The sequence below is a fragment of the Janibacter endophyticus genome, from assembly GCF_016888335.1.
Lineage (GTDB): Bacteria > Actinomycetota > Actinomycetes > Actinomycetales > Dermatophilaceae > Marihabitans > Marihabitans endophyticum.
The window spans coordinates 2,389,884-2,414,374 of sequence record NZ_JAFEJG010000004.1 but is presented as its reverse complement, the minus strand read 5'-3'; the positions used below and the strand labels follow the sequence as shown (position 1 = coordinate 2,414,374).

23 protein-coding genes and 1 riboswitch are annotated in these 24,491 nt (G+C 72.8%); of the genes, 14 read left to right on the top strand and 9 right to left on the bottom strand.

Translation table 11 applies throughout. The features are described from left to right. Positions 1 to 2: 2 nt before the first annotated feature. From JNO54_RS11570 to JNO54_RS11550, 5 genes are read right to left on the bottom strand one after another with little or no spacing between them, the layout of a single operon-like run. Entirely contained in the window at positions 3 to 809 is an 807-nt protein-coding gene (locus JNO54_RS11570) for an ECF transporter S component (protein WP_204144035.1), read from the bottom strand. Next, on the bottom strand, positions 809 to 2,449 hold the full coding sequence (locus JNO54_RS11565) for an ABC transporter ATP-binding protein (RefSeq protein ID WP_204144034.1): 1,641 nt from the start codon (positions 2,447 to 2,449) through the stop codon (positions 809 to 811). Before JNO54_RS11565 ends, JNO54_RS11570 begins: the two co-directional genes overlap by 1 nt. Beyond that, entirely contained in the window at positions 2,446 to 3,543 is a 1,098-nt protein-coding gene (locus JNO54_RS11560) for a CbiQ family ECF transporter T component (RefSeq protein ID WP_204144033.1), read from the bottom strand. Before JNO54_RS11560 ends, JNO54_RS11565 begins: the two co-directional genes overlap by 4 nt. 11 nt (positions 3,544 to 3,554) lie before the next feature. Further along, entirely contained in the window at positions 3,555 to 4,448 is an 894-nt protein-coding gene (locus tag JNO54_RS11555) for a hypothetical protein (protein ID WP_204144032.1), read from the bottom strand. Next, entirely contained in the window at positions 4,445 to 5,710 is a 1,266-nt protein-coding gene (locus tag JNO54_RS11550) for a prenyltransferase/squalene oxidase repeat-containing protein (RefSeq protein WP_204144031.1), read from the bottom strand. Before JNO54_RS11550 ends, JNO54_RS11555 begins: the two co-directional genes overlap by 4 nt. A 103-nt stretch (positions 5,711 to 5,813) precedes the next feature. Continuing rightward, a riboswitch (cobalamin riboswitch) is annotated at positions 5,814 to 5,896 on the bottom strand. A gap of 325 nt (positions 5,897 to 6,221) precedes the next feature. On the opposite strand from JNO54_RS11550, the gene ileS reads away from it, so the two are divergent. The 3 genes from ileS to JNO54_RS11535 are packed head-to-tail and all read left to right on the top strand — an operon-like array spanning position 6,222 to position 10,655. After that, a complete protein-coding gene (ileS, locus tag JNO54_RS11545) occupies positions 6,222 to 9,548 on the top strand; it encodes an isoleucine--tRNA ligase (protein ID WP_204144030.1) in 3,327 nt (1,108 codons plus the stop codon). A 7-nt stretch (positions 9,549 to 9,555) separates the two neighbouring features. Then, the gene (locus JNO54_RS11540; RefSeq protein WP_204144029.1) at positions 9,556 to 9,954 is read left to right on the top strand and encodes a CidA/LrgA family protein; all 399 of its coding nucleotides are present in this window, start codon (positions 9,556 to 9,558) and stop codon (positions 9,952 to 9,954) included. Then, on the top strand, positions 9,951 to 10,655 hold the full coding sequence (locus JNO54_RS11535) for an LrgB family protein (protein WP_307818187.1): 705 nt from the start codon (positions 9,951 to 9,953) through the stop codon (positions 10,653 to 10,655). Before JNO54_RS11540 ends, JNO54_RS11535 begins: the two co-directional genes overlap by 4 nt. An 89-nt stretch (positions 10,656 to 10,744) precedes the next feature. Here JNO54_RS11535 and JNO54_RS14570 read toward each other — a convergent pair whose 3' ends face one another. Both JNO54_RS14570 and JNO54_RS14565 read right to left on the bottom strand, forming a co-directional pair. Next, positions 10,745 to 11,242 carry an SRPBCC domain-containing protein gene (locus tag JNO54_RS14570; RefSeq protein WP_233703234.1) on the bottom strand — a complete coding sequence of 166 codons (498 nt, stop codon included), beginning with the start codon at positions 11,240 to 11,242 and terminating at the stop codon, positions 10,745 to 10,747. Beyond that, positions 11,239 to 11,571, bottom strand: a complete 333-nt coding sequence (locus tag JNO54_RS14565) for an ArsR/SmtB family transcription factor (RefSeq protein ID WP_233703233.1) — start codon at positions 11,569 to 11,571, stop codon at positions 11,239 to 11,241. The genes JNO54_RS14570 and JNO54_RS14565 overlap by 4 nt, the downstream gene beginning before the upstream one ends. Positions 11,572 to 11,684: 113 nt before the next feature. Between JNO54_RS14565 and JNO54_RS11525 the strand changes: the two genes are divergently transcribed. Continuing rightward, the gene (locus JNO54_RS11525; RefSeq protein ID WP_204144028.1) at positions 11,685 to 13,115 is read left to right on the top strand and encodes a bifunctional folylpolyglutamate synthase/dihydrofolate synthase; all 1,431 of its coding nucleotides are present in this window, start codon (positions 11,685 to 11,687) and stop codon (positions 13,113 to 13,115) included. 5 nt (positions 13,116 to 13,120) lie between these two features. Here JNO54_RS11525 and JNO54_RS11520 read toward each other — a convergent pair whose 3' ends face one another. Continuing rightward, positions 13,121 to 13,771 carry a cation efflux transmembrane domain-containing protein gene (locus JNO54_RS11520; RefSeq protein ID WP_204144027.1) on the bottom strand — a complete coding sequence of 217 codons (651 nt, stop codon included), beginning with the start codon at positions 13,769 to 13,771 and terminating at the stop codon, positions 13,121 to 13,123. Between the two features lie 178 nt (positions 13,772 to 13,949). On the opposite strand from JNO54_RS11520, the gene JNO54_RS11515 reads away from it, so the two are divergent. From JNO54_RS11515 to lpdA, 8 genes are read left to right on the top strand one after another with little or no spacing between them, the layout of a single operon-like run. Continuing rightward, complete coding sequence (locus JNO54_RS11515; protein WP_204144026.1) at positions 13,950 to 15,608, top strand: DHA2 family efflux MFS transporter permease subunit; 1,659 nt, start codon at positions 13,950 to 13,952, stop codon at positions 15,606 to 15,608. Between the two features lie 25 nt (positions 15,609 to 15,633). Beyond that, a complete protein-coding gene (locus JNO54_RS11510) occupies positions 15,634 to 16,020 on the top strand; it encodes a DUF4233 domain-containing protein (protein ID WP_204144025.1) in 387 nt (128 codons plus the stop codon). Positions 16,021 to 16,033: 13 nt separating this feature from the next. Next, positions 16,034 to 16,462, top strand: a complete 429-nt coding sequence (ndk, locus tag JNO54_RS11505; RefSeq protein WP_204144024.1) for a nucleoside-diphosphate kinase — start codon at positions 16,034 to 16,036, stop codon at positions 16,460 to 16,462. 20 nt (positions 16,463 to 16,482) lie between these two features. After that, positions 16,483 to 17,511 carry a rod shape-determining protein gene (locus JNO54_RS11500; protein ID WP_204144023.1) on the top strand — a complete coding sequence of 343 codons (1,029 nt, stop codon included), beginning with the start codon at positions 16,483 to 16,485 and terminating at the stop codon, positions 17,509 to 17,511. 4 nt (positions 17,512 to 17,515) lie between these two features. After that, on the top strand, positions 17,516 to 18,280 hold the full coding sequence (gene mreC, locus JNO54_RS11495) for a rod shape-determining protein MreC (protein ID WP_204144022.1): 765 nt from the start codon (positions 17,516 to 17,518) through the stop codon (positions 18,278 to 18,280). Then, positions 18,277 to 18,780, top strand: coding sequence for a rod shape-determining protein MreD (locus tag JNO54_RS11490; protein ID WP_204144021.1), 504 nt, complete (start codon positions 18,277 to 18,279; stop codon positions 18,778 to 18,780). Before mreC ends, JNO54_RS11490 begins: the two co-directional genes overlap by 4 nt. After that, positions 18,777 to 20,747: a penicillin-binding protein 2 gene (gene mrdA / locus JNO54_RS11485; RefSeq protein ID WP_204144020.1), complete on the top strand. Its 1,971-nt coding sequence runs from the start codon at positions 18,777 to 18,779 to the stop codon at positions 20,745 to 20,747. The genes JNO54_RS11490 and mrdA overlap by 4 nt, the downstream gene beginning before the upstream one ends. A 50-nt stretch (positions 20,748 to 20,797) precedes the next feature. Continuing rightward, positions 20,798 to 22,195 carry a dihydrolipoyl dehydrogenase gene (gene lpdA / locus JNO54_RS11480; RefSeq protein ID WP_204144019.1) on the top strand — a complete coding sequence of 466 codons (1,398 nt, stop codon included), beginning with the start codon at positions 20,798 to 20,800 and terminating at the stop codon, positions 22,193 to 22,195. Positions 22,196 to 22,254: 59 nt separating this feature from the next. On the opposite strand, the gene JNO54_RS11475 is transcribed toward lpdA, so the two are convergent. After that, positions 22,255 to 23,070, bottom strand: a complete 816-nt coding sequence (locus tag JNO54_RS11475) for a universal stress protein (protein WP_204144018.1) — start codon at positions 23,068 to 23,070, stop codon at positions 22,255 to 22,257. A 128-nt stretch (positions 23,071 to 23,198) separates the two neighbouring features. Between JNO54_RS11475 and JNO54_RS11470 the strand changes: the two genes are divergently transcribed. Then, positions 23,199 to 24,035: an SDR family NAD(P)-dependent oxidoreductase gene (locus JNO54_RS11470; protein WP_204144017.1), complete on the top strand. Its 837-nt coding sequence runs from the start codon at positions 23,199 to 23,201 to the stop codon at positions 24,033 to 24,035. A 168-nt stretch (positions 24,036 to 24,203) separates the two neighbouring features. Further along, entirely contained in the window at positions 24,204 to 24,473 is a 270-nt protein-coding gene (rpsO, locus tag JNO54_RS11465) for a 30S ribosomal protein S15 (RefSeq protein WP_204144016.1), read from the top strand. The last annotated feature ends 18 nt before the right edge of the window (positions 24,474 to 24,491 follow it).

Below are 24,491 nucleotides of genomic sequence, written 5' to 3'. Positions count from 1 at the left end.
GCTCAGCGCGGCACGCGCTCCTCGAAGCGGACCGGCGCGTCGAAGGCCGCCTTGCGCGAGGCCCGGCGCAGCGCGCCGAGCACGGCCCGGCCGGTGAGGCCGATGAGCACGACGTTGGTCAGCGCCCGGCCGATGTCCCAGCCGAAGGACGTCGACACGGAGAAGACCATGAAGCGCTGGAGGTTCTCGAGCACGGGCGCGCCGGGGACGAAGGCGATCGACCCCTCGCCCTGGATCGTGAAGGGCCAGAAGGAGAAGTTCAGCGCCACCCCGTAGAGCAGCGCCGACACCGCGCCGTAGGCCGCGAGCATCGCCACCTCGGCCCGCCCCTGCGCCCGGGGCAGCAGCCCGGCGCCGAGGCCGACCCAGGCCGCCCCGAGCATCTGGAAGGGCAGCCACGGCCCGACCCCGGCGGTGAGCAGCGCCGACGCGAAGAGCGTCGTGATGCCGAGGACGAAGCCGAAGCCGGGCCCGAAGACCCGGCCCGCGAGCACGAGCATGAAGAACACCGTCTCCAGCCCGCCCGCCCCGGCGCCCATCGGCCGGAGCACCGCCCCGACGGCGGAGAGGACGCCGAGCATCGCCACGGCCTTGACGTCGAGGCCACCCTCGGAGACCTCGGCGAGCACGACCCCGAGGACGAGCGGCAGCAGCAGGGCGAAGATCAGCGGTGCGTCACCGTTGTGGGCGACGGCGGCGTCGGGCGAGACGATGAGCGGCCAGCCGAAGGCGAGCACGCCGACGACCGAGGTGAGCGCGATCGCCGCGGCCGAGCGGGGCCGCAGCCGGATGGCCTGGGCGCGGCTCATCACGGCAGCCCGATCCCGTTGCCGCGCAGGGCATCCCGCACCTCGTCGACCGTGAGCCAGCGCTGCGGCGCCATGATCTTCGCGACCTGCGGCGCGAAGGCGGGGGACGAGACGACGACGTCCGCGGTCGGACCGTCCGCGACGACCTCGCCCTCGGCCATGACGACGACCCGGGCGGCGGTCTCGGCGACGAACTCCACGTCGTGCGTCGACAGCAGCACGGTCCGTCCCTGGGCGGCGAGGTCGTGGACGATGTCACGCAGCGCGGCCTTGGCGGTGTAGTCGAGCCCGCGGGTCGGCTCGTCGAGCAGGATGACGGGCGGCTGCGCCGTGAGCTGGATCGCGAGGACGAGCGAGAGCCGCTGCCCCTCGGAGAGGTCGCGCGGGTGCCGGTCGCCGGGGATGCCGGGTGCGAGGCGCTCGAGGAGGGCCGCGCACGTCCCGGCGGGGGAGCCGGACTCCGCGTCGGCCTGGGCGCACTCGGCGTCGACGGTGTCAAGGTAGAGCAGGTCGCTCGCGGTCTGCGGGACCATCCCGACGAGGGCGCGTCGCTCGGCGGCGGGCAACGACGCCGGGTCCGGCTCGCCCGCCGCGCCGGACCGCGCGACGCGGACCACCCCTTCGGCCCGGGCCCCGGAGCCCTGGAGCGCCCACAGCAACGACGACTTGCCGCACCCGTTCCGTCCCATGAGCGCGGTGACCGTGCCCGGCTCGAGGGTGAGGTCGACGCCCTTGACCGCGACGAGCCGTCCGTAGCGGACGACGACCCCTCGGGCGTCGAGCGCCGGCGACCCGGACGAAGGGGTGACCTCGGGGGCCTTCGGGCTCACCTCGGCGAGGGCGGAGCGAAGGGGGGCCGCCCGGCGGCGGGCGTCGCGCACCGAGAGCGGGAGCGGGGTCCAGCCGGCGAGCCGGCCGAGCTCGACGACCGGGGGAGCGACGGTGGCGTCTGCCATGAGCGTCGCCGGGTCCCCGTGGGCCGCACGGTCGTCCGCGACGTGGATGACCGAGTCGGCGTACTGGACGACCCGCTCGATGCGGTGCTCGGCGATGACGACCGTCGTCGCGAGGTCGTGGACGAGCCGGGTGATCGCGGCGAGGACCTCCTCGGCACCCGTGGGGTCGAGGGCGGAGGTCGGCTCGTCGAGGACGAGCACGCGAGGGTGGATGGTGAGGACCGAGCCGATCGCGACGCGCTGCTGCTGCCCGCCGGAGAGGTCGCGCAGCGGCGCGTCGCGCAGGTCGGCGATGCCGAGGACGTCGAGGGTCTCCTCGACCCGCTTGCGCATCGTGGCGGCCGGCAGGGCGAGCTGCTCCATGCCGTAGGCGAGCTCGGTCTCGACGGTGTCGGTGACGAAGCCGGCGAGCGGGTCCTGCCCGACGACGCCGACGACGTCGGCGAGGTCTCGGGGACGGTGGTCGCGGGTGTCGCGCCCGGCGACGGTGACCCGGCCGGCGAGGGTGCCGCCGGTGAAGTGGGGGACGGTGCCGTTGATCGCGCCGAGCAGCGTGGACTTGCCCGAGCCGGTGCGGCCGACGACGAGGACGAGCTCGCCCTCGTCGACCTCGAAGGAGACGTCCCGCAGCGTCGGCTCGGGCGCTCCGTCGTAGGTGACGCTCACGTGGTCGAAGAGGATCATCGGGCAGCTCGCTCGCGGTGGGTCGGGGGCTCAGGGGTGAGGACGGCGGGCAGGGCTCCGACGAGCAGTCCGAGGGTCGCCATCAGCGGCAGCGGCGGGGGGCCGAGCGGCTGGAGCGGCATGCTCAGCCCGTCCGGGCTGGTGCGCGCGGTGGCGACGAGGGCGGCCGCGGCGACGACGCCGCACACGATCGTGAGGAGCTCAGGGGCCCGCCACGGGTCGGGGCGGTAGACCGTCCGGCGCACGGTCCGGCTGCCCACGACGATGCCGACGGCACCGAGCCCGAGGCCGCCCACGAGCAGCGGGACCCCGAGCCAGCGGGGCGCAGTGGTGTCGAGCAGGCCGTAGAGCCCGACGCTCGTCGCCATGAGCCCGACGAGGGTCAGCGTGGACGTGAGCGCCCGCTGCCCAGGGGTCGCGTCGGCCCGCCGGCCGTAGCCCCGAGAGTCCATGGCCGAGGCGAGCATGAGGGAGCGGTCGAGGGTGTCCTGCAGCACCGGCATCGCGACCCGTCGGAAGGCCTTGAGCCCGCCGACCCCGTCGCCGCGCAGCCGCCTCGCCCGAACCACCCGCTGCACCGACTCGGCGAGCTGCGGCGCGACGGTGATCGCGACGACGACGGCGGCGCCGATCTCGTGGAGCGCTCCGGGTAGCGCGGCGAGCAGCCGCTTGGGGTTGGCCAGGGCGTTGGCCGCGCCGATGCACAGGATCATCGTCGCGAGCCGCAGGCCCTCGAAGCCCGCCGCGAGCAGTCCCTCGAGCCGCACCGTGCCGAGCACGTCGATCCCCGACGCCCACGACGGCAGGGTGACGGTCGGCAGGGCCACGAGCGTGTGCTCGCCCCACTTGAGCCCGACGAGGACGTGCAGCACGAGCCGCAGCACGACGATGAAGACACCGAGCCACCCGTAGAGCCGGAAGGCCCGCGCCCACGGGGTGCTGGTCCGGCGGCTGACGACGACGAGGGTGAGCACGGCGACCGCGATGAGCAGCAGCAGCGGGTTCGTCGTCATCGACACCGCCGCCGCCATGCCGATCGCCCACAGCCACCACGCCCCCGGGTGGAGGGCGCGGGCGACCGAGGGCGACGGCATGGCGCGCAGGGTCAGTCGAGCCGGCGACGGCGCGCGACGAGCACGCCGGCACCCGCGAGCGCCGCGAGCACGCCGGCCCCGGCGAGGGCCGGTGCGACCGCGTTGCGGCCCTCGTCCGGCGTCGCCGACCCGCCCCGGGAGGCGGCGCTCGGGGTCCCGGCGGAGGTCGGCCCAGCCGCTGCCGAGGTCGACGAGGACGTCCCGGACGACGAGCTGGACGTCGAGGGCGACCGCGTGGTCGACCCCTTCGTCGAGGTCGACGACCCCGCCGACGAGGAGGACGCCGGCGCGCTGGACGTAGGGGTGGCCGCTGCGCTGGTGCGGGTGGACCCGGGCCCGGCCGCCGTGGACGACGGGGCCGGGGCGCCCGGGCGGGCCGTGGCCGTCGGCCGCGGCGACGCCGTGGCGGTCGGACGGGGGGCCTGGGTGGTGGACGGCGGTGGGGGAGGCGGTGGTGCCGGTGCCGCGGGAGGGGCGACCGCCGGGGGAGAGCCCGCCCCGAAGGCGAAGCCGACGACCGAGCCCGGTGCCGCACCGAGGGAGTAGGCCCCCGTCGAGCTGTAGCTCCACGACCCGCCGCGCGAGGCCGACCACACCGACCAGTACGCGTTCGCCGGCGGCATCATGACGCACGGGTCGTTGGCGGGCGCGCCGTCGATCCGGCAGATCGCCGCCGGGAACCGCTGGACCCGCGTGACGGAGAAGCCGGCCGCGTCGAGCGCCGCACCGGCGCTCCCCGGGCTGCCGGGTGCACACCGCACGGCGCCGCCGACGACGACGGTGACGCCGGCGGAGGTCGAGGGGCAGGCGGCGGCGTGCGCCGTCGCCGGGGCCGCGACGGCGGCCCCGGCGAGGACGACGGTCGCCGCGGCGAGCCGGACGCTCCGGTGGCGCAGGGAGGTCACCGGTGCGCGCCACCCTCGCGGCGCACGGCGACGAGCAGGCCGCCACCGAGGAGCGCGCCGAGCGCGACGAGCCCGGCGACCAGCGTGGCGGGGGGGCCCTGGTAGGAGTCGGTGCGGACCTCGGCGGGGATCTTCGGCTCGGTGGTCGCCGTCGGGGTGGCGGTGGGGGTGCTGTCGTCGTCCGAGGTCGTCGGCGTCGGCGTCGGCGCGTCGTCGCACTCGAGCGCGACGGCCGCACCGCTGGCGCCGGCGGCGGACACGTCGACGTAGGAGACGTCGGTGAGACCGATGAGGGCCTGCGCCGTCGTCCGGTTGACGTGGTCGCTGGCCGGGGCGTCCGTCGCGGCAGACTCGAAGGACGAGACGTCGTAGGCGATCCCGGCGGCGAGGTGCGTGTGCTCGCAGCCGAAGGTCACGCTCGCGAGGTAGCCGCGGGCCGAGGCCAGCGCGTCGGTGCGCCCGGCGAGGCGCAGCGCGACGGCGGCGAGTCCGGTGCTGTTCGCGTTCGGGCCCTCGGTCGTCGTGCCACCGTTGACCCCGCCGTGCGCTCCCTGCTGCGTCACGAGGTAGTCGGCGGCCCTGCCGATCGCGGCGTCCTGCCCGCCGACAGCCGTGAGCGCCTGGACGGCGACCGAGGTCGCGTCGGGGTCGGAGATGCAGCCGTCCTTGTACTCGAGCGAGAAGCCGCCGTCGGCGCACTGCTGCTCGAGGAGGAACCCGACGGACGCGGTCGAGGGGTTGACGCCGTTGCGCTTGAGGCCGATGAGGGCGAAGGACTGGCTCAGCGAGTTCGAGTAGTCGCCGTAGGCGCTCTGGTCGGCGAAGTGCCCGTTCTCCTGCTCCAGGCCCTGGAGCCCGGCGAGGTAGTCGGTGCCGCCGACCGTCGTCGGGAGCCCGCGGGAGGCGGTGAGCACGAGCAGCTTGCCGGTCGAGCCGGCGTAGAGGTCGCCGTAGCCCGAGCCCGTGTAGGACCCGGCGTTGTCGAGCACCCGCTGAGCGGAGGCGGCGGCCTGGGTGTCGGCGGTGCGCGTCGACTGGATCGCGAGGACGGCGTCGATCGTCACCCCCCAGTCGTCGTAGGTCTGCCCGCCGGCCTCGACCTGCAGCACGCCGTCGGTGGCGGCGAGCTGGGTGGCGAGGTAGGCGGCGGAGTGTGCCGGGGTGGTCTCGGGGGTGCTCGCCAGGGCCGGGGTGGCCAGGGCGACGGGGGCGAGCGCGAGCGCGGTCGCGCTGACGGCCGTGGCGATGGGGGTGGTACGCATGAGAGCGCCTCTCTGGGCTGGGACTGGTGCCACGCCCGGGCGCTCATCGCGTCTGGGCTCGACCCGCGGTCCGCGACGGGTGGTGTGGAGCCTCGCTCACGTCAGGTGCTCCGGCTCGCCCTGCCTCCTTGGGGAGGCCTCGGGCTCACGGTTGCGGGTCAGCGCCGGAGTCTCACCGGCTTCCCCTGGGCGTGGCAGTGCCGCCGCTCGCGCGACGACGGTGCCAGTCTAGCCCCGCCCGGCGATGCCCCTACACTGGTCCTACAGGCGTCTGAGCCGTCATCAGCGGCGAGCCTCCGGAAGAACCGGGCCACACCCCCTTCGACCCCTCGACGGGTACGGGACGGCCCGCAGTAGACCCGGACGGGTGGGCCCGTCACAGCCGTGACCAGAGCGGTCGTCCCCTCCGCCGGAGGGAGCGGCAAGCGAGGTGGTACCGCGGTGCCGCCGGGATCCCCGGTGGTGTCGTCCTCGGCAGCACGACCGACGACCACCCGCTGGAGCCACCCCGATGACGTACCCCAAGGTCACCGCCTCGACCGCCGCCGCGCACCCCGGTGCCGCCCTCGGCGTCCCCGCGACCCCGTCCTTCCCCGCCATCGAGGAGGGCATCCTCGGCTACTGGGAGCAGGACGACACCTTCCGCGCCTCCGTCGAGGCCCGCGACCCTGGCGCCGACGGGGAGGGCGAGTTCGTCTTCTACGACGGTCCCCCCTTCGCCAACGGGCTGCCGCACTACGGCCACCTGCTCACCGGATACGTCAAGGACGTCGTCCCCCGCTACCAGACGATGCGCGGCAAGCGCGTCGAGCGCCGCTTCGGCTGGGACACCCACGGGCTGCCCGCCGAGCTCGAGGCGATGCGCCAGCTCGGGCTGAGGACGACCGACGAGATCCGCGAGCTCGGCATCGAGAAGTTCAACGACGCGTGCCGCGAGTCGGTCATGAGGTACACGGGGGAGTGGCGCGACTACGTCACCCGCCAGGCCCGCTGGGTCGACTTCGACAACGACTACCGGACGATGAACCCCGGCTTCATGGAGTCGGTCATCTGGGCCTTCCGCGAGATGTACGACAAGGGTCTGGTCTACGAGGGCTTCCGCGTGCTGCCGTACTGCTGGCAGGACGAGACCCCGCTGTCCAACCATGAGCTGCGGATGGACGACGAGGTCTACCAGCAGCGCCAGGACCCCTCGGTCACCGTCGGCCTGACGATGGACGACACCGGCACCGACCCCGTCCTCGACGGCGCCCGCCTGCTCGTCTGGACGACCACACCGTGGACCCTCCCCAGCCACCTCGCCGTCATGGTCGGCCGCGACATCGACTACGTCGTCGTCGAGGCCCCGGTGCCCGGCGTCGAGGGCGAGACCGCCCGCTACGTCCTCGCCGAGGCACGGCTCGCCGCCTATGCCCGCGAGCTCGGCGACGAGCCGACCGTCGTCGGGCGCTACCAGGGCCGCGACCTCGTCGGCCGCACCTACACCCCGCCGATGTCCTACTACCTCGGCCACGAGGGCGCCTTCCGCGTCGTCGCCGCCGACGAGGCCGTGACGACCACCGACGGCTCCGGCATGGTCCACACGGCCGGCGCCTTCGGTGAGGTCGACAAGGAGGTCACCGACCGCGAGGGCATCGCCGCCGTCATGCCTGTCGGCAAGGACGGGCGCTTCACCGCGCCGGTCGCCGACTACGAGGGCATGCTCGTCTTCGACGCCAACGGCCCGATCATCGACGCGCTCAAGGCGACGACCCGCGGCGAGGCCACCGACGCCGTCACGCCCGGCACGATCCTGCTGCGCCGCGAGACGTACGAGCACTCCTACCCGCACTGCTGGCGCTGCCGTCAGCCGCTCATCTACAAGGGCGTCGAGTCCTGGTTCGTCGAGGTCACGGCGATCAAGGACAAGCTGCTCGCGAACAACGAGCAGATCACCTGGGTGCCCGAGCACGTCAAGCACGGGCAGTTCGGCAAGTGGCTGGAGAACGCCCGCGACTGGTCGATCACCCGCAACCGCTTCTGGGGCTCCCCGGTGCCGGTGTGGAAGTCCGACGACCCCGCCTACCCGCGGATCGACGTCTACGGCTCCTTCGAGGAGATCGAGCGCGACTTCGGGCGGCTGCCCCTCAACGGGGCCGGCGAGCCGGACCTGCACCGCCCATGGGTCGACGACCTCACCCGGCCCAACCCCGACGACCCCACGGGACGCTCGACGATGCGCCGCGTCGAGGACGTCCTCGACGTGTGGTTCGACTCCGGGTCGATGTCCTACGCCCAGGTCCACTACCCCTTCGAGAACGCCGACTGGTTCGAGCACCACTTCCCGGGCGACTTCATCGTCGAGTACATCGGGCAGACCCGCGGCTGGTTCTACACGCTGCACATCCTCGCGACCGCGCTCTTCGACCGGCCCGCCTTCTCGAGCTGCATCAGCCACGGCATCGTCCTCGGCAACGACGGCCAGAAGATGAGCAAGTCGCTGCGCAACTACCCGGACGTCTCCGAGGTCTTCGACCGCGACGGCGCCGACGCGATGCGCTGGTTCCTCATGTCCAGCCCGATCCTGCGCGGCGGCAACCTCGTCGTCACCGAGGAGGGCATCCGCGAGGGCGTCCGCCAGGTGCTCATCCCGCTGTGGAGCAGCTGGTACTTCTTCAGCCTCTACGCCAACGCGATGCGCGACGGCGCCGGCTACGAGGCGCAGTGGTCCACGGCCTCCACCGACCCGCTCGACCGCTACCTCCTCGCCAAGCTCCGCGAGCTCGTCGAGGACGTCGAGGGCCGGATGGACCGCTACGACATCGCCGGTGCGTGCGACTCGGTGCGCGGCTTCACCGACGTGCTGACGAACTGGTACATCCGCCGGTCGCGCGAGCGCTTCTGGGCGACGGGCGAGGAGACGGCGGACGCCGAGGCCGCCTTCGACACCCTCTACACGGTGCTCGAGGTGCTCTGCCGCGTCGCCGCGCCGCTCCTGCCGCTGACGACCGAGGAGATCTGGCGCGGGCTGACCGGCGGCCGCTCGGTGCACCTCACCGACTGGCCGGACGTCGCCGACCTGCCCGCCGACCACGACCTCGTCGTGGCCATGGACACCGCGCGCCAGGTCTGCTCGACCGCGTCCTCCCTGCGCAAGGCCAACAAGCTGCGCAACCGTCTCCCGCTGCGCGACCTCACCGTCGTCGTCCCGGGAGCCGCCGCACTCGCCCCCTTCGCCACGATCGTGGCCGACGAGGTCAACGTGCGGCAGGTGAGCCTGCTCGACCTCGACGACCCCCGGGCGGCCGACTTCGGCGTGAGCCAGAGGCTCACGGTCAACGCGCGCGCCGCCGGGCCGCGCCTCGGCCGCGACGTGCAGCTCGCGATCAAGGGCAGCAAGTCGGGCGACTGGTCGGTGGCCGAGGACGGCACCGTGACCGCCGGCGGGCTCGAGCTCGTCGAGGGGGAGTACACCCTCGAGTCGGTCGCGGCCGACGACGGCAGCGGCACGCGGGCCACCGCGATGCTGCCCGGCGGGGTCGGCGGCTTCGTGGTCCTCGACACCGAGGTGACCGACGAGCTCGCCGCCGAGGGCCTGGCCCGCGACGTCATCCGCGCCGTCCAGGACGCCCGCAAGGCCGCCGGTCTGGCGGTCTCCGACCGGATCAGCCTGACGATTACCGGCAGCCAGCGGCTCTGGGAGGCGACGGTCGCCCACCAGGCGCTCATCGTCGAGGAGACGCTGGCGGTCCAGTTCGGGTCTGCGCCGCAGCTCGACGCGCTGCCCGAGGGCGAAGGGGTCGTGACGGCCGGCCTGTCCGACGGCGAGACCGTGAGGATCAAGGTCGTCCGCCAGTGACCTCTCGATGATCACGGGGGCGCTCTGGGTCCTCGGGTGCCAGCTGGTCGGCGAGGTCGTCGTGCGGTCCCTCGGCATCCCCGTCCCCGGGCCGGTCGTCGGGATGGTGCTGCTCTTCGGCGTGCTCACCGTGCGGCGGGCCGGGAAAGGGGAGGACGCCGACGGCGGGCCGATGGCGGGCACGCTTCGAGTCGCGGGTGGGCTGCTGCGGCACATGCAGCTGCTCTTCGTCCCGGTGTCGGTGGGGATCATGGTCCACGCCGCGACGATCCGTGAGGCGTGGCTGCCCATCGCCGGCGGTCTCGTCGGGTCGTGGGCGGCCGGGCTGCTCACCGTCGTCGGGCTGTCTGCGCTCCTGCTGCGCCGTCGCCGCGCGGTAGGCGAGGGATCGGGGGAGCTGCCGTGACGGAGACTCTCGACTACCTCCGGGAGTCGCCGCTGACCTGGATCGTCGTCACCCTGCTCGCTTATCAGGGCGGGGTGAGGCTGCGTGAGCGGACCGGCGGGCACCCGCTGGCCCAGCCGGTGCTCGTGGCCGCGGGTGCGGTCGTCGTGCTGCTCCTTCTCGTCGGCGTCGACTACGAGACGTACTGGGCGGGCGGGAGCATCATCCACGCACTCCTCGGTCCGGCGACCGTCGCGCTCGCGGTGCCCCTGCACCAGCAGGCCCATCACCTGCGCGAGATGCTCCGCCCGATCCTCGTCGCGCTGCCGGTAGGGGCGCTCGTCTCGATCGGGTCGGGCATGCTCCTCGTCCGTTGGCTCGGGGGCAGCGAGTCGCTGGAGCTGACCATCGCCCCGAAGTCGGCGACGACGCCGGTGGCGATCGCCGTCGTCGACTCGCTCGGTGGGGTTCCCTCGATGGTCGCCGTCTTCACCATCGTCTCCGGGATACTGGGCGCGGTCGCGGGGCCGCCGCTGCTCGACCGGCTCGGGGTGACCGACCGGCGGACCCGGGGGCTGGCGATGGGCGCCGTCTCCCACGGCATCGGCACCTCACGCTCGCTGCACGACGACCTCACCGAAGGGGCTTTCGCCGGGCTGTCGATGGGACTGACCGCGATCGCGACGAGCCTCCTCGCCCCCTTCGTCGTCGCCCTCCTGTAGCTCCGAACTTCCTTCAGTGTGTTCCGTCCGCTCACGAACGTTCGTGAGCGGACGGAACAAACCTAGGCAAGTTCGGATCTGATAGCGGGTCAGGCGGTGAAGCCGCTCCCCGTGTCGGTCTCCATCGGCTCACCCGTCTCGAGCAGCGTCTTCAGCCCGCTGAGGATCCACGGCCAGCCGCCGCCCCCCGGGGCCATCGGGTCGTCGTTGCCGCCGACCTGCGCCGCGGTCTCCGCGCCCAGGCCCGCGTGGGTCAGGGTGAGCCGGGTCGCGCCGTCCGCGGTCTCCTCGATATCCCAGGTGAGGGTGCCGGGCTCCTCGTCCTTGATCCAGACCGGGTCCCAGGTCTGGACCAGCCGGCGCGGCGGGTCGGCCTCGAGGACCTCGCCGGTGACGACGACCTCCGGCATGCCGAGCTGCTGCATCTCCTCGGAGGCCCGGGAGAGGTATCGACCGCCAGGGCGGAGGTCGTACTCGACGGGGCTCAGGTAGCCGTACAGCCGGGACATCTCGGGGGTGGTGATGGCGGCCCACACCTTCTCGGGGGAGGCCTTGATGAAGATGCGGTGGATCTGGGTGGTGGTCATGTCTCGTCCTCCAGTGCTCGCTTGAGGTCGAGCAGCGCCGCGGCGCGGGCTGCCGTGTACTTGCCGATCCACCGGTCGTGGATCGCCCTGATCGGGACGGCATTGAGGAAGTGGTGCTTGCTCCGTCCCTCCTTGCGGATGACGACGAGGCCCGCTTCCTCGAGCAGCCGGAGGTGCTTGGCCACCCCGAACCTCGTCATCTCCACCTCGGCCGTCACGACCCCTTCGAGCTCGGACTGGGTCTGCCCGTCCCGCTCGAAGAGCGCGTCCAGCAGGAGCCGGCGGACAGGGTCCGCCAGCGCCTTGAACACGAGGTCGTCATCGGCCATGCCTCGACGTTAGGTGACCATTTGGTCACCTGTCAAGAGGGCGAAGGGGGATGAGCTCGCCTCGTCGGGACGGCCGGGAGCCGCGCAGCGCGGGGGCTGAGACAATCGCTGTCATGCCTGCCCCCGATGCCGCCCAGCGCGAGGCCGCCCGTCAGCTCGAGCTCCGCAAGGAGATGCGTCTCGCCGAGGAGGCGATCCTCGCCCGCGCCCCCGAGCACGACCTCCAGCCCAGCCTCGAGCGCATCGCCGCTGTGATGGACCTGCTCGGCGAGCCGCAGCGCAGCTTCCCCGCGATCCACGTCACCGGGACGAACGGCAAGACGAGCACCGCCCGGATCATCGAGCGGATCCTGCGCGAGATGGGCCTCACGACCGGCCGCTTCACCAGCCCCCACCTCCACGACATCCGCGAGCGGATCAGCATCGGCGGCGAGCTGATCTCCCGCGAGGACTTCCTCGACGCCTACCGCGACGTCATCCCCTTCGTCGAGGCGGTCGACGCCCGCTCGGTCGAAGAGGGCGGGCCGCGGATGACCTACTTCGAGGTCGTCGTCGCCGTCGCCTACGCGGCCTTCGCCGCGGCCCCCGTCGATGTCGCGATCATCGAGGTCGGCATGGGCGGCGCATGGGACGCGACGAACGTCATCGACGCCCCGGTCGCCGTCATCACCCCGATCGACCTCGACCACCAGCACTTCCTCGGCGACTCGGTCCTCGACATCGCCTACGAGAAGTCCGGGATCATCAAGCCCGACGCCATCGCCGTCTCGGCGGCCCAGGACGACGAGGTCGCGCAGATCCTCCGAGAGCGCGCCGAGGAGGCCGGGGCCCGGATCGTCTTCGACGACGCCGAGCTGGGTGTCACCGCCCGCGACATCGCCGTCGGCGGTCAGCAGATCTCCCTTCGCTCCCTGGCCGGGGACCACGACGACCTGGTGCTCGTCCTCCACGGCGAGCACCAGGCCCACAACGCCCTGCTCGCGGTCGCCGCGGTCGAGGCCTTCGTCGGGGGCGGTGAGCAGCGGCTCGACGACGACGTGCTCCGCGTCGCGCTCGCCGAGGTCACCTCGCCCGGCCGTCTCGAGATCGTGCGACGCAGCCCCACGGTCATCGTCGACGCCGCCCACAACCCGCACGGCGCACGGGCGCTCGCGGCCGCGCTCGCCGACTCCTTCACCTTCGTCCGGCTCGTCGGCGTCGTCGGCGTGCTCAAGGACAAGGACGCCCAGGAGATCCTCGAGGCCCTCGAGCCGGTCCTCGACCACGTCGTCATCAGCCGGACGACGAGCCCGCGCGCGATGTCGACCCGTCAGCTCGGCGAGATCGCCGAGGAGGTCTTCGGCAGCCACCGGGTCAGCGTCGTCGACAGCCTCCCGGACGCCCTCGACCAGGCCGCCGAGCTGGCCGACGAAGGGGGCGTGGCCGGTGGCGTCCTCGCCACCGGGTCCGTCATCACGGCCGCCGAGGTGCGGATGCTGCTCGGCCACGGCGAGGCCGAGGACGCCCGGAGCGCGGTGCCGTCTGTGGACACCCAGCAGATCTGACGAGGTCAGTCGATGTCGCCGGCTAGGGCCTTGCTCGCGAGCCGCTCCTCCTCGGAGGCCTCCCACACCTCGCGGGCCGAGTGCAGCGCGATGAGGATGATGCCGAGCCCGAGGACGATGTCGGGCCACGCCGAGTCGGTGACGAGCGTCAGCAGTCCCATGGCGATGATCGCGAGGTTGACCATGACGTCGTTGCGGGCGGAGAGGAAGGCTGCCTTCGACAGGCTGCCGCCGTGCGAGCGGTGCCGGGCGAGCAGCCAGGCGCTCAGGCCGTTGACTGCGACCGCGCCGAGCGAGACGAGGATGAGCGGCGTGACCGCCGGTGCCTCGGGGGAGTCGCTCGTCAGCTTCTCGTAGGCCTGCCATGCCGCGGCCGCCGCCGGGACGAGCAGCACGAGCACCATGAGCTTGCCGACGCGCGAGCGGGCCGCCAGCGACCAGCCGAAGGCGAGGAAGATCAGCACGTTGATCGCGGCGTCCTCGAGGAAGTCCACGCTGTCCGCCGCGAGGCTCACGGAGCCGACGAGCAGGGCCACCGAGCCCTCGACCCAGAAGTAGGCGAAGTTCAGCGCCGCGACGATCAGGACGACCCGCCGCAGGCGGCTCACCAGGGGCGACAGGTCTGCGACGGAGGAGGGCTGCGACGACTCGGCCATGGGGTGAAGGTAGTCACTCGCCGGTGGTTTGGTGGCACCTACCCCCGGCAGTACCCTTGGCGGGCTGTCCGTGCAGTCTCTGCACGTTCTCGGTCCCGCACCGCATCGTCGCGGGCGAACCCTCCCCGCGCCGCCGCACCCGACGTGCGCACCCCTTCGCAGACGGAGTCCTACCCGCATGTCCTCAGCCACCGCTGCTCCGGTGACCGAGCCGGAGAAGATCGATGCCGCGGTCCTCAAGATCGCCGGCGTCGTCGTCCTCGGCGCGATCATGTCGATCCTCGACATCACCGTCGTCAACGTCGCGCTCCCGCACTTCCAGACCGACCTCGCGCCCGCCGGCCAGCCGCCGCTGGCCTACTCCACCGTCGCGTGGACCGTCACGGCCTACACGCTCGCGCTCGCGACCGTCATCCCGCTGACCGGCTGGGCCGCCGACCGCTTCGGCACGAAGCGCCTCTACCTCACGGCGATCACCCTCTTCGTCCTCGGCTCGGTGCTCTGCGCCTTCGCCTCAAGCATCGAGGCGCTCATCGCCTTCCGCGTCGTCCAGGGCCTCGGCGGCGGCATGCTCATGCCGCTCGGCATGACGATCATGACCCGGGCGGCCGGCCCGGAGCGGATGGGCCGCCTCATGGCGATCCTCGGCATCCCGATGCTCCTCGGCCCCATCGGCGGCCCGATCCTCGGCGGCTGGCTCATCGACAACGCCCACTGGCTCGGTCGCCCGAGCTGGAGCTGGATCTTCCTCATCAACCTGCCGATCGGCATCATCGGGCTGGCCTACGCCTGGGTCGTCCTGCCCCAGGACCGCACCGAGCCCTCCGAGTCGCTCGACGTCATCGGCCTGCTCCTCATGTCGCCCGGTCTCGCGCTCTTCCTCTACGGCGTCTCCTCGATCGCCGAGGAGCAGACCTTCTTCGCCACCAAGGTCATCGTCCCGGGCACCATCGGGCTGATCCTCATGGCGATCTTCGCGTGGTGGTCCTTCCGCCCGGAGCACCCGCTCATCGACCTGCGTCTCTTCGGCAACCGCAACTTCACGATCGCCTCGCTGACGATGTTCCTCTTCGGCGGCGCCTTCTTCGGTGGCCTCCTGCTCGTCCCGACCTACCTGCAGCAGGTCCGCGGCGAGGACACCCTGACCGCGGGTCTGCTGCTGGCCCCGCAGGGTCTCGGCGCGATGGTGACGATGCCGCTCGCCGGGTACCTCGCCGACAAGTACCCCGTCGGGCGCATCGTCCCGATCGGCCTGGCGATCATCACCGGCGGCATGTTCGCCCTGACCCAGATCACCCACGAGACGAGCTACTGGGGCTACCTCATCCCCGTCCTCTTCGTCATGGGGCTCGGCATGGGCATGACGATGATGCCGCTCATGACCTCGGCGCTGAAGACCCTCACGGCGCACCAGGTCGCCCGCGGCTCGACGACGCTCAACATCGTCCAGCAGGTCGCGAGCTCCTTCGGCGTTGCGGTCATCTCGGTGGTCCTCGTCAACGCGTTCAACAGCCGTCCGCTCATCGGCCAGGCGCAGGGGTACGACCAGGCCGCGGAGGGCGTCCAGGACCCGGGCATGCTCCAGGAGCTCCTCGGCCGCTTCCCGGAGGTCGGCAGGGTCCTCGCGTCGGTCACCGACCCGACGCAGGCGCCCATGGTGCTCCTCGACGCTGTCCGTCAGCAGATGGGTGAGGCCTTCGCGAGCACCTACTGGATCGCCGGCGGGCTCTGCCTGCTCACCTTCCTCGTCTCCCTCCTCCTGCCGCGCAGGCGGGAGGTCAGCCACCTCCTCGAGGGTGACGACGCCGCGGCCCAGGTGCACGTCCCGATGCACTGAGAGCGGTGAAATACCCTGGTCCGTCATGAGCACCCCTGACGGATCCCGGCGGCCCGGCGCGATCGCGTCGGGCCGCTTCACGTGGCGCATGCTCGCCACCGTCCTCGCGGGCCAGGCGCTCGTCATCTTCTTCGGTGCCCTCGTGGCCCGCGGGATGGCCGGCAACGACTCCTCGGCCACCCCCTTCGTCGTCATGTGCCTGCTCTCCATCGCGAGCGTCGTCGCGGCGGGCCTGGTCCGTCGTCCCGGTGGCGTGATCATCGGCTGGGCGGTGCAGGTCGCGACGCTGCTCTCCGGCCTCCTCGTGCCGATGATGTTCCTCGTCGGCACGATCTTCACCGGCCTGTGGCTGCTCTGCCTGCGGGTCGGCCGGCAGGTCGACGGGGCCGAGGCGGCCCGGGCCCAGGGATGACTAGGCTGGCGCCGTGACCATCGAACGTTCCCTCGTCCTCGTCAAGCCCGACGGCTACCGCCGTGGCCTCACCGGTGAGGTCCTCCGCCGGATCGAGGCGAAGGGGTACACCCTGGCCGGTCTGTCGGTCCTCACCCCGACCCGTGAGCAGCTCGCGGCCCACTACGCGGAGCACGCGGGCAAGCCCTTCTACGAGCCGCTCGTGGAGTTCATGTCCTCCGGTCCGGTGACCGCCGTCGTCGTCGAGGGACAGGACTGCATCAAGGGATTCCGCTCGCTCGCGGGCGCGACCAACCCGACCGAGGCGCCGCCCGGCACGATCCGTGGCGACCTGGGTCGCGACTGGGGCCGGGCCGTGCAGGAGAACATCGTCCACGGCTCGGACTCGCCGGAGTCCGCGGCCCGTGAGATCGCGATCTGGTTCCCCGAGCTCGGTTCCTGAGCCGCACCACCACCGTCCCGTTGTCGTCGCGTCGCTGGCTGCCCGGCCGAGACCTCGCCCTCGACCTCGGCACGGCCAACACCCTGATCCATCGGCAGGGCAGAGGCGTCGTCCTCGACGAGCCGAGCGTCGTCGCGGTCGACGCGAGCACCGGGGACGTCATAGCCGCGGGCCGCACCGCCAAGGAGATGCTCGGGCGCACGCCCGGCTCGATGCGCGCCGTGCGCCCGCTGCGTGACGGTGTCGTCTACGACCCCGACGTCGCCGAGCGGATGCTGCGCGTCTTCACCGACAGCGTCGGCGTCTCCTCGGTGCTGCGTCCCCGCGTCGTCGTCTGCGTCCCGAGCACGGTCTCGCCGTTGGAGCGCCGGGCCGTCGAGGACGTCGCGATGCGTGTCGGCGCCCGGCAGGTCTACGTCGTCGAGGAGCCGGTCGTCGCCGCGGTCGGCGCGGGGCTGCCGCTCACCGACATGGAGGCCTCGACGGTCGTCGACATCGGCGGGGGCTCCACCGACGCGGCGATTCTCGCCCTCGGCGGGGTCGTCGCCTCCCGCTCGACCCGAGTCGGCGGTGCCTCGATGGACGAGGCGATCAGCACCCACGTCCAGCGCCAGTACTCGCTGCTCCTCGGGGAGCAGTCGGCCGAGCACATCAAGATCGAGGCCGGGTCGGCCTACCCCCTCGCCGAGACCCGCCGCGCGCGGGTCCGGGGACGAGACCTCGTCTCCGGGCTGCCGCGGACGGTGGAGATCTCCTCGGACGAGGTGCGTCGTGCCCTCGACGTCCCGGTGCGTGCCGTCGTCGACCTCGTGCGTGACCTGCTCGACGCCGCGCCGCCGGAGCTGGCCGGTGACGTGCTGCGTCGGGGGGTCGTCCTCACCGGCGGCGGGGCGCTGCTGCGCGGCATCGACGCCCGTCTCGAGCACGAGCTCGGCGTGCCGGTGCGCGTCGCGGAGGACCCGCTGCGCGCCGTCATCCGTGGTGCCGGACGCTGCGTCGACGACTTCGCGACGCTCGAGCCCGTGATCGTCGACGGACGGCGGTTCTAGGACCGTGCGCCGCATCCTTGCCGCGCTGCTCGTGGTCACCGTCCTCGTCCTGCTCGCCGACCTCGCGGGCGGTCCGACCGGGCCGGTCCGGTCGGCGGGCAGCGCCGTCGTCGGTCCGCTCCTGCGCGCCGCCTCGCCGACCGACGGCGACCCCCGCGACGCCGAGCTCACGCGGCTGCGCCTGCGCGTCGCCGAGCTCGAGGACGAGCGGTCCGCCGCCGACCAGGAGTCCCGTCTCGACGCCCTGGCCGACGAGCACGAGCTGACGGTCGTGCCCGCCCGGGTCGTCGCCGTCGGTGCACGGGATGCCCGCGGCAGCGTGCGGGTCACCCTCGACGTCGGCTCCCGCGACGGGGTCCGCCCCGACCGCGCCGTCGTCGGCCCGGACGGCCTCGTCGGCCGGGTCGTCGCCGTGTCCTCCTGGACCACCGACGTCGAGCTGCTCGGGGCGGCCGGCACGAGGGTCGGAGTGCGGGTCGGGGCCGGCCCCGGCGTGCTCGGCGAGCTGACCGGCAGCGACCCGACCGTGGAGCAGGGCCCTGGCGAGCTGGCCGTCTCCGCGGTCCAGGAGGGACGTCTGCGTCCCGGCGACGTCGTGCGCACCCTCGGGAGCGCCGACGGGGTCCCGTACCCCGCCGGGCTGCCCGTCGGTGAGGTGACGACCGTCGCCGACCAGCCCGGCCGGCTGACCCAGACCGCCGCAGTCCGCCCCTTCGCCGACCTCTCGAGGGTCGACGTCGTCGGCGTCATCACCGACGAGGGCCGATGAGGCCGGCCCCCAGCCGCCGGCGGGTGTGGCTGTGGCGCGCCCTGCTGCTCCTCGCCGCGGCCCTCGCCGCAGCGCTCGTCTCGGCCCGGGGCCTCGGCGCCGCGTCCGCTCTCGTGCTCGTCGTCGTGGTGGCCGTGGGTCTGGCCGCCGGCCCGCTCGAGGGCGCGGTCGCCGGGGTGGTCGGGGGCTGGTTCGGCGACCTCGTCCCGCCCGGCGGTGAGCTCCTCGGGGTGGCCGCCCTCACGCACGCCGCCGCGGGCTACCTCGCGGGCCGGGCCACGCGGGTCGCGGGCTGGCCGCTCTGGTGGCCGGGTGCCGTCGCGGCGGCCGGTTGGGCGGTGGTCAGCGCCGTCCCGGTCCTGCGCGCGCTGACCTCCGGGGCACCGGTCGCCTGGGCGGGCCTGGCCGGCCAGCTCCTCGTCACGGCCCTGCTCGCCGCCCTCCTCGTCCCCGCGCTCCTCGTCGTCGACCGACGGCTCGCCGCCCGGAGAGCACGATGAGACGGCCCGACCCGCACGTGCGCCTGCTCGCCGTCTTCGCGGTCCTCGCCGTGCTCTTCTCCGGCCTCGTCGGCCGCCTCGGCCAGATGCAGCTCACCGACGCCGCGGCGGTCACCGCCGCACCGGTGACGGCCGAGCAGGTCGTCCACGTCCCCGCGCCCCGCGGTCGCATCCTCGACCGCAACGGGATTCCCTTGGCCGACAACGCCGTCCGCCTCGACGTCACCGTCGACCGGGGGGTCCTCGCCGACCTCGACGACGGGGGGCGGTCCTCCCTTCGCGCCCTCGCCGAGACCCTCGGGACGACCCCCGACGCCCTGGCCGACCGGCTCACCCTCTGCGGCGCGCCGGACGCGGCCCCGCCGCCGCGCTGCTGGTCAGGATCCGCCTACGTCCCGGTCACCGTGGCCGAAGGGGTGAGCCCTCGCCTGGCCCTCGGGCTGGGGGAGCGGGCCGAGCGGTACCCGGGCGTCGAGGTCGTCCGGAGCGCCGTGCGCCGCGACCGTGACGAGGCCTTCGCACCCCAGACCATCGGCTACCTCACCCCGGCCGACGCCGAGACCGTCGCCTCCTCCGACGGCCGGGTCCACGACGGCGACCTCGTCGGCCGGGCCGGTCTCGAGCTCGAGTACGACGTCGTCCTGCGCGGCGAGGCGGGCCGCAACGAGGTGCGCGTCGACGCCCGCGGGGTCGTCACCGAGACGGTGCGCACGGTGGACCCGGTGCCCGGCGACGACCTCGTCACGACGCTCGACGCCACGGTGCAGCGACGGACCCAGGCGGCGCTCGCCCGGGGGACCGCCCAGGCGCGCTCCCGGGGACTGCCGGCCGACGAGGCCGCCGCGGTCGTCGTCGACCTCCGCGACGGCGGCATCCTCGCGAGCGCCAGCGTGCCGACCTACGACCCGTCGGTCTGGACCGGCGGCATCAGCCAGGACGACTACGACCGCCTGACCAGGGCCCCGGAGTCGTCCCCGCTCACCGACCGGGTCATCGCCGGGCTCTACCCGCCGGCCTCGACCTTCAAGGTCGTCTCGCTGCCCGCCGCGATCGGCCCGGACGAGCTCGACGAGCCCGTCGAGTGCGCGTCGAGCGTGCGGATCGGCGACCGGACCTTCCGCAACTTCGAGTCGCGCGCCTACGGCACGATCAGCTGGCGACGGGCGATGTCGGTCTCGTGCGACACGGTCTTCTACACCGCCGCCGAGCGCATCTGGCGCACCGCGGGCGGGCTCGACGGCGACGACGCCAAGGACCCCATCCTGCGCACCGCGACGGACATGGGGCTCGGTGAGCCGACCGGCGTGGACCTGCCCGGCGAGGGGTCGGGCCGGCTGCCGGGTCGTGCCTGGAAGCGCGACTTCTGGGAGGCGACGAAGGGCGAGTCCTGCCGCCGCGCCCGGACCGGGTTCCCGGAGGAGACGAACCGCTCTCGGGCCGCCTACCTCACCGCGGTGGCGAAGGAGAGCTGCGAGAGCGGCTACCAGTTCCGCCCCGGGGACTCGGTCAACCTCTCGATCGGGCAGGGCGACACCCTCGTCACGCCGCTGCAGATGGCCCAGGTGTACGCAGCGATCGCCGGGGACGGCACGGTGCGGCCGCCGCGCCTGGCGACCGCCACGCAGAGCGTCACGGGGGAGCGGGCGGACCTGCCGACGGCGGCACCGCGCACCGTGCGCCTCGACCCGACGGTCAACCGCTACCTCCGCACCGCCCTCGAGGACGTCGTCACCGAGGGCACCGCCGCGGGCGCCTTCCGGGGCTTCGACCTCGAGGCCTGGCCGGTCGCCGGCAAGACGGGGACGGCAGAGGTCTTCGGCAGGCAGGACACCGCCTGGTTCGTCAGCTATGCCCCGGCCGAGAGGCCCCGCTACGCCGTCGCCGTCGTCGTCGGTCAGGGCGGCACCGGCGGCAGCACGGCGGCCGGGATCGCCCGCTCGATCCACGAGGTCCTGGCCCGGCTCTGAGACCTCGGCCCAGCGTGGTCGGGACCACCCGGGGCGGATAGGCTGACGGCATGTCTGACTTCGACGTCGTTGTCCTTGGTGCTGGTCCTGGTGGTTACGTCGCGGCGATCCGAGCCTCGCAGCTCGGCAAGAAGGTCGCCGTCGTCGAGAAGAAGTACTGGGGCGGTGTCTGCCTCAACGTCGGGTGCATCCCGTCCAAGGCGCTCATCAAGAACGCCGAGCTGGCGCACCTGCTGACCCACGACAAGAAGAAGTACGGCATCGAGGGCGACGTGACGATGTCCTACCCGCCGACCCACAAGCGCTCCCGCCAGGTGAGCGACGGGATCGTCAAGGGCGTCCACTTCCTCATGAAGAAGAACAAGATCACCGAGATCGACGGGTGGGGCACGCTCACCTCGCCGACCTCGATGGACGTCGAGCTGAACGACGGCGAGGTGAAGTCGATCACCTTCGACAACCTCATCATCGCGGCGGGCGCCGTGACCCGGATGCTCCCCGGCGTCGAGGTGAGCAAGAACGTCGTGACCTACGAGGAGCAGATCCTCGACGAGGAGCTCCCCGGCTCGATCATCATCGCCGGCTCGGGTGCCATCGGCGTGGAGTTCGCCTACGTCATGAAGAACTTCGGCGTCGACGTGACGATCGTCGAGTTCCTCGACCGGATGGTCCCCACCGAGGACGCAGACGTCTCCAAGGAGCTCGCGAAGCACTACAAGAAGCTCGGCGTCAAGGTCATGCTCGGCACCAAGGTCGAGTCCGTCGAGGACACCGGCTCGGGCGTCAAGGTCACCGTCACCCCGGCGAAGGGGGGAGAGAGCCAGGTCCTCGAGGCCGACAAGCTGCTCTCCGCGATCGGCTTCGCCCCGCGCACCGAGGGCTACGGCCTGGATGCTGTCGGGGTCAAGCTCACCGAGCGCGGCGCCATCGAGATCGACGAGTTCATGCGGACCAACGTCGACGGTGTCTACGCCGTCGGCGACTGCACCGCCAAGCTCATGCTCGCCCACCTCGCCGAGGCCCAGGGCGTCGTCGCCGCCGAGACGATCGCCGGTGCCGAGACGATGCCGCTCGACTACGACTTCGTCCCGCGGGCCACCTACTGCCACCCGCAGATCGGCTCCTTCGGCTACTCCGAGGAGCAGGCCAAGGAGAAGGGCTACGACGTCAAGACGGCGACCTTCCCCTTCGCCGCGAACGGCAAGGCCGTCGGACTGGGGGACTCGGTCGGCTTCGTCAAGGTCGTCGCCGACGCCGAGCACAACGAGATCCTCGGTGCGCACATGATCGGGCCGGACGTCACCGAGCTCCTCCCGGTCCTCACCCTCGCGCAGAAGTGGGACCTCACCGCGGACGAGGTCGCCCGCAACGTCTTCGCCCACCCGACGCTCTCCGAGGCCGTCAAGGAGGCCGTCGAGGGCATCGCGGGGCACATGATCAACTTCTGACGTCACGACGAGGGGGGCGCCACCGGATCTTTGGTGGCGCCCCCCTCGTCGCGCGTGGGTCAGCGGGCCAGGGTCGGCCAGGTGCGCTCGCTGAGCTGGGTGAGGACGATGACCGGTGCCTTCGAGGACTGGATGAGGCCGCGCGCGGTCGACCCGAGAAGGAATCCCGGGACGCCACGGTGGCCGTTGCTCGCGACGATGACGAAGGCCGCGTCGTCGGAGTGCTCGGTGAGCACCTCCACGGCGTCGCCCTCCGCAGTGATCAGCTCGAGCTCCACACCGGGCTGCTCGGCCCGGAGGTCGGCGAGGAGGTCGGCGAGCGGCTCCTCCGGGGAGCTCTTGCCGGTGTCGGCCTGGACGAGCCGGACCGCGCGGCCCTCGACCGTCGCCGCGGCGACGGCCTGACGAGCCGCTCCCATCGCGGCCTCGGACCCGTCGAAACCGACGACGAGAGGACCGTCGGGGTCGTAGTCGCCCCGAGCCTCGGCGGGGATGACGACGGTGGGGGCGTGCGACGCGGCCGCGACGTTGCCGGAGACGCTGCCGGTGACCCCGCCGCGCCAGCCGCCGGTGCCCTTCGTGCCGACGACGACCGCGGCCGCGTCCTGGCTCACCTCGACGAGCGCGGTGACGGGATGACGGACGTAGGCCTCGCCGGTGACGCCGACGCCGGCGCGGGACAGCTCTGCCTCGAGGACCGAGCGGGCCCTCTCGTCGAGACCCGGGGCGTCCGGGCGCCGGCCCGGGGGAGCGGGGACGGCGCTGACGAGCATCACCTGACGGCCGAGCGCGGTGGCCCAGCTCTGCGCCCAGTCCACGGCACGGCTGGAGTTCTCGGAGCCGTCGATCCCGACGACGATGGGTCCTGCGGTCATGGCCTCTCCCAGGGTCTGGCTGGCCCCCGGCCGGCGCGCGGGAGCGTTCCCCTCACCCTATGAGGTCGGCCCGTACGGAGCAGACGAAGGGGTGCCGCTGGTTGTGACTCGCGGGTAGCATTCGGTCCATGTCGCGCAAGAGCTTCGAGCCCAGGGTCGGCATCGTCACCGGCGGAGGGGCGGGCATCGGCCTCGAGATCGCCCGTCAGCTCGTCGAACGCGGCAGCCACGTCGTGGTCGCCGACATCGACGGCGCGGCCGCGGAGGAAGCGGCCACCACGCTCGGCAGCGCGAGCGCGGCGACCGTGGACGTCAGCGACCCCGAAGCGGTCCGTGAGCTCGTCCGCGCGACGGTCGCCGAGCACGGGCGGCTCGACGTCATGGTCAACAACGCCGGGGTGCTCTTCTCCGGTCCTTTCGAGGAGACCACCGATGCGCACTGGGAGCACGCGCTCGGCGTCAACGTCCGGGGTGTCGTCAACGGCGCGCGCGCCGCCTACGACCAGATGCTCACCCAGCCCGACGGCGGCTACATCCTCAACACCGCCTCCCTCGCCGGGCTCATGCCCGCCCCGTGGATGACGCCCTACACGACCTCGAAGTGGGCCGTCGTCGGCTTCTCCCGCGCCCTGCGCGCCGAGGCCGCCGGCCGCAGGATCACCGTCACGGCGCTCTGCCCCGGCTACACCGACACCAAGCTCCTCGACGAGGTCGTCGACCCGAGCGCGTCGGTGCGTCCGGGCGACTTCCGCAAGACGGCGAAGGGGTTCCAGGGCAGGCTGATGACCCCACGCCAGGTGGCCGAGAAGGCGGTCGAGGGCCTCGCTGCCGGCAAGGCGGTCGTCGTCGTCGGGTGGTTCGCCCAGGTGATGTACCGGGCCAACCGCATCAACCCCCGCACCATGGACCTCGGCGTCCGGGTCGAGGCGGCCAAGCAGCGACGCAGCGCGCGCACGCGCCGCTGACCCAAGCCCACCCCTTCGTCCCGCCGCAGCCCGACGATTAGGGAGGGCCCGGTCCCGCTGCTAGCCTTGTGGGGTTGCCGTGAGAATCGGCCGCGGATCCAGAGAGCCCCGGTGGACCAGCCCGGGCGCGCCGCGCAGACGCCCAAGAGAAGGAGCAGTGACACCAGCATGCCGCTGACCGCTGACGTGAAGAAGCAGATCATGGCCGAGTACGGCACCGGCGACGGTGACACCGGCTCCCCCGAGGTGCAGGTCGCGCTGCTGACCCAGCGCATCAAGGACCTCACCGAGCACGCCCGTGAGCACAAGCACGACCACCACAGCCGTCGTGGCCTGCTGCTGCTCGTCGGCCGCCGCCGTCGTCTGCTGCGCTACCTCGAGACCACGGACATCGAGCGCTACCGGTCGCTGATCAAGCGCCTCGGTCTCCGTCGATAAGACGTACGTGCTGAGCGG